Annotated in this window: 6 protein-coding genes; all 6 read right to left on the reverse strand. The window is 40.6% G+C overall.

The annotated features are described in order from the left end of the window. Positions 1 to 618, reverse strand: a 618-nt coding sequence (locus HP456_RS19875; protein ID WP_172254328.1) for an ABC transporter ATP-binding protein, incomplete at its 3' end; no start/stop codon positions are given. A 93-nt stretch (positions 619 to 711) separates the two neighbouring features. Continuing rightward, positions 712 to 1,713, reverse strand: a complete 1,002-nt coding sequence (locus HP456_RS19880) for a sensor histidine kinase (protein ID WP_172254330.1) — start codon at positions 1,711 to 1,713, stop codon at positions 712 to 714. Beyond that, positions 1,710 to 2,417: a response regulator transcription factor gene (locus HP456_RS19885; protein ID WP_172254332.1), complete on the reverse strand. Its 708-nt coding sequence runs from the start codon at positions 2,415 to 2,417 to the stop codon at positions 1,710 to 1,712. Before HP456_RS19885 ends, HP456_RS19880 begins: the two co-directional genes overlap by 4 nt. Before the next feature lie 519 nt (positions 2,418 to 2,936). Beyond that, positions 2,937 to 3,617 (reverse strand): HAD family hydrolase, encoded by a 681-nt coding sequence (locus tag HP456_RS19890; protein WP_172254334.1) that lies wholly within the window; start codon positions 3,615 to 3,617, stop codon positions 2,937 to 2,939. Between the two features lie 17 nt (positions 3,618 to 3,634). Next, positions 3,635 to 4,375, reverse strand: a complete 741-nt coding sequence (locus HP456_RS19895; protein ID WP_172254336.1) for a GntR family transcriptional regulator — start codon at positions 4,373 to 4,375, stop codon at positions 3,635 to 3,637. A gap of 65 nt (positions 4,376 to 4,440) precedes the next feature. Then, positions 4,441 to 4,891, reverse strand: a 451-nt coding sequence (locus HP456_RS19900; protein WP_246289283.1) for a PfkB family carbohydrate kinase, incomplete at its 5' end; no start/stop codon positions are given.

A 4,891-nucleotide genomic window follows, 5' to 3' on the forward strand; every position in this document is an offset into this window, starting at 1 on the left:
GTAGCTGGCCGCTTGAGGATCATGGGTTACCAGCATCATGGTGGTGTCGTCTTTCTGATTAATCGTCTCAAGCATTTCCATGACATCTTTAGATGATTTGGAATCTAAGTTACCTGTGGGTTCATCAGCGAGCAGCAACTTCGGATGATGGATCATTGCCCTGGCCACAGCTGCTCTTTGTGCTTGTCCCCCCGAAATTTCGTAGGTCCTTTTTTTCATGATTTCAGTAATGCCAAGTTTTTCAGCTGCTTCGCCCGCTCTTTGCTTCATTTCTTTCACGTTTACTCCGTCCAATGTCAAAGGAAGGATGATATTTTCTTCAACCGTTAACGTATGAAGCAGGTTGAATTCTTGAAATACGAATCCCAGTTCACGGCGCCGGAATTTAGCCAGCTCATCTTTCTTAAGCTGATGCGGCTTATTTCCATTGATCAGGATCTCACCTGTTGTAGGCTCATCGATTGTGGCAATCATATTTAACAGTGTTGTTTTCCCGCTTCCTGACGGCCCCATTATTCCTACAAACTCTCCTTCATCAATTGTCAGATTTATATCTGTTATCGCACGGTATGTGACCTTGCCCTCATATACTTTACTAACCTTTTTTAAATTCAGCATTCGAGGATCTCCCTTCTGATATTTGTTTTATAATCTGTAATCAGTATACCGGCGATGAACCTTTATCAACTATCGATTCTTCTTTCACTTTCCTTACACGGTTGTAAGGTTTTGAGCCGGGGAGAAAATCAAGCGGAATGTCGTCCATTTTCCCTCCTCAGATTCCAACTCAATTCGGTGTCCGAGATAATCTGCTGCCTGCTTTGTCAAATATAAGCCCATTCCTGTGGATTCTCTGAATTTCCTTCCATTTTCTCCTGTATAAAAGGGATCAAATACACGCCTTTTATCTGTTTCCGGAATCCCTGCACCATAATCCGTTACCTCTGTAACGACCTCTCCTTCCTTTTCATAAATGGAGATATCAATATTGCTGCTTCTCCCGGAAGAATATTTCACAGCGTTGTTAATAAGTTGTGAAATCATAAAAAACAACCACTTTTCATCTGTTTCGACTATGATCTTCTTCTTCTCCATATCAAGCTTCGGGTAAACCTGATTCCTGATAAAGAATCGCTTATTTTCTTTGTTTACTTCTTGGACAATTCGAGATAATTCTACAGGTTTAATATGTATATCCTGCTCAATGGAACGGAAACGCGCCATATAAAGAATCGTATTCAGACCCGTTTTCATTCGATCTGTTTCTTCACGAATATTGGAGGAATCTGGTTCATCCAAACCTTGAGCGGTAAGTTCGATTACTGAAAGAGGGGTTTTCATCTGATGGACCCACTGATCCATAAACTTGAGATGCTCTTCTTGCTGAAGTTCCAAAGTGTTTATTTGATTTTGATAGAGCTTATACTGAGCTCTCAGGAGAGTGCCAAGAGCTGCTGCCAGCGGCGTCCGTTCCGTTGATTGAAAAGAATCATCAAGTGATTCAAGCGGCATGCTGAGTCTCCTGTAAAACGTTAGGCGGCTGAAATATTGATAGCAGAGGTAACAAACAAGAAAGAAGAAACCCAGGAAAAAGGCGTATAAGGCTGTGCTGAATTCACGGTATCCGCCAAGCCAAAGTACCGATATGACGACAATGAATTGGAACACCTGTACCATGATCAGTCCTGAATGTTCTTTTAAAAAAATCTTCATTTTTCTCCCGCCTTCGCCCATGAGATATTCAGCCGGTAGCCGGCACCCCTGACCGTTTCAACCGCATCTTTAATCCCTACTTCCTGAAATTTCTTTCTAACCCTGGTTATATTAACATTTAATGTGTTTTCATCTACATAGGCATGGTCATCCCACAACTTTTCGAGCAAATCTTCCCTTCCTGCTACACGAGGATAACGCTCGATCAGGCTTTCGACAATATCTGCTTCCTTCTTGGACAAAGATACCGATTTAGTCTCATATATCAGCTCCAGCCTTTCCGGAAAAAACTTCAACCCTTCTCGTTCCAACATCCTCTCTTCTGTTTGAGAAGCATATTCTCCATAGGCACGGCGAAGCTGGCTCCGTATTTTAGCCATGACAATTTCTGTATGGAAAGGCTTTGTAATAAAATCATCGCCGCCATTTTCCAATGCCATCACCTGATCCATCTCCCCTACCCTGGCCGAAATAAAGATGACCGGACAAATGGACTTTCTTCTTATTTGCCGGCACCAATAATAGCCGTCATAACTGGGCAGGTTGATATCAAGGAGAACCAGATCCGGTTCAAATTGGTGAAACTCATCCATTACACGATCAAAATCGTTCACCCTGATTACATCATATCCATATTTAGAAATTGAAGATTTCAAAAGCTCAGCAATCTTCGGATCATCTTCTATTATCATAATTTTATTCATAGATTTCTTCCTTCCAGCATCATGTCCTGCATCTCCTGACCTTTTCTTATGTACAGTCCATTCAGTTTAAGTCTCATCCAAAATTTTTCTATCTATTCATTGTACATCATACGGTGGACTCGATTGTTTTTAAACTATCCGGTTATGAAACCGCTGTTTCCGGACAATATGGACATTATGGTTCAATCGCAGCCGCTGAAAACGATCTGAATCATGACCATAAGTCCTTCCAAAAAATGTTTCCTAATTCAGGAGACGATCCCCCTCATCTCTAAGAATTCAGTTTTTTCCCATCTATCTTCATGAAAAATAAAAGCAATTGCCTGATGCAATTGCTTTTTGACCCGATATGTCGTCTATTCTCATTAAAAATTGGGGTATCTTACTAATTCCATCTTGAAAAGAAGTTCAATAAAGGGGAGCTCCATACTAGGAGATAATGCACGTCTACACGCAGGACAATTTACATGTAGACCGCATATAGTCTATTGAATAAGAAGTTTGCGGGGAATGATTGATTTAAATCGTCTCCTTGTCAATATGACTATTCATTTCTTCCAGCAATTGGTGGAATGATACATCACTCATGGAGTTCAATCGTTGTTTCACCTTTGGAAACTCCAGATGCCGGGTCGTATGATTGGGAACAATAATACATGTCAGTCCCGCCTCAACTGCAGCCAATGCTCCATTTGCAGAATCCTCAAACGCAATGCACTCTGAAGGTGAAACACCCAAGTCTTCCGCAGCTAACTTATATAAAGCAGGGTCCGGCTTTACGAATTCAACATGATCTGCCGTTCTGATCGTTTCAAAATAATCAATCAGATTAAGATTCGATAAATGATCCGTCACCCACTCACTGGTGGAACTTGATGCGAGTCCAATCCTTAGCCCGGCGGCTTTTGCGGCATTCAGGTAATCAATAACCCCCGGCCGTGCCTTGAGAGCGCTAACCCGTTCTGAAAACTTTTGCTGGTTATGGACTTTCAATAGCTCACGGTCTACCTTCACGGAGACAAGTTCCCTTTCTAATAAATCATAGATAGTGAATTTGCTTTTTGAACCGATATTCTCAATCCATTCTGAATAAGGAAATTCAATCTTATGGTCATTAAACATTTCTTGATAGATTTCCACATGTAAGGTTTCCGTATCTAAGATCAGCCCGTCAAAATCAAAAATAACTGCTTTATACATGTCTTTCATCCCTTTATTTAATTTTGGTCAATGATATGTTCCAATCTTAATTTCACCCGTTCAGCAATTAAATAGTATTTAGAATAATGGACAGGTGCATCGTGTTCACCGTAAATGACTTTATCTACCAGAATGAGCAGATTTAAGCTGTTCACCTTTAAATGTTCTTGCAGTTCTTCATCAGGATGAACAAACTCCAGGTTCTTATTCACCTTTTTGAACTCTACTCCATAATCATCATGAATAATGGAGAAGGTCGAACTTTCATGTGTGATTTTTTCTTCGATACCCGGATAAAGGTCAGTAGGCAAATAGGCGAAGTCAAGGCTTAGCGCCTGATCATTGCGGTACACTTTTCTTACCAGTTCAATATATTCATCATATTGATTTCCAAAGATCCGGTCTAAATCATCATTCCCATTCACCCTCTGGACTGAAATGATATCTTTCCTAATCGTATCATTGTCGGTCGTCAACCCTTCTGTAAAACCTTGCAAATCCAGCAAGTGAATTTCTTTTCTTTGAGCGCTTACAAATGTCCCTTTGCCTCTGACAATTTTCAGTGTACCTTCCTCCACTAATTCTTTGATGGCACGTCTGATGGATATACGGCTGGCCTTAAACAAATCTCCCAGCTCTTTTTCAGTGGGGATTCGATCTCCTTCTTTTAATCCATGGTTATCAATATATTGTTTAAGGCCAGTCATGATTTCTTCATATAAGTAAAGCTGATCTCGATTAAGATTGTCTTTTTCCATTGTCAACGCCTCAATATCTCAATTTTACAATAATTATACATGAACCTTGCTTGAATTTAAACGAATTACATCTTTGCCGGATAGCCGAACCCGCCATACTCCTGGCATGTCCTTTCAGCAGAAATGGTCCCTTTTTCAATTGCCTTTTCGATGTCATTACTAGTAGCATATTCGGTTAGGAAACCGGCAATCAAACTGTCTCCAGCCCCCATTGTATCGACCACTTCAATCTTTCGTAAGCTTTGTTTGTAGATGTTTTGTTTATGAACAAATACTGCTGGCTCTCCTCCCCTTGTTAAACCGATAATGTCAAAGTCAAACGGAGCGAGACTTTCAACAAATTCATTCAGTTCTGCTTCAGACAATTCTGCAGCAGAGAAGAAAGCATAAGATATATAGGGGGCAATGGATGAGATATATTCCAGATCTTTTCGATTGGAAAAGTCGTATGACACCTTAACCTCCTTCGCAATCTTAGCCAACTCACTTTCCATGGACGAATAGCAGCTCACATGA

Origin of the sequence: Bacillus haikouensis, assembly GCF_013179555.1 — a bacterium.
GTDB classification, from domain to species: Bacteria; Bacillota; Bacilli; order Bacillales; family Bacillaceae_B; genus Rossellomorea; species Rossellomorea haikouensis_A.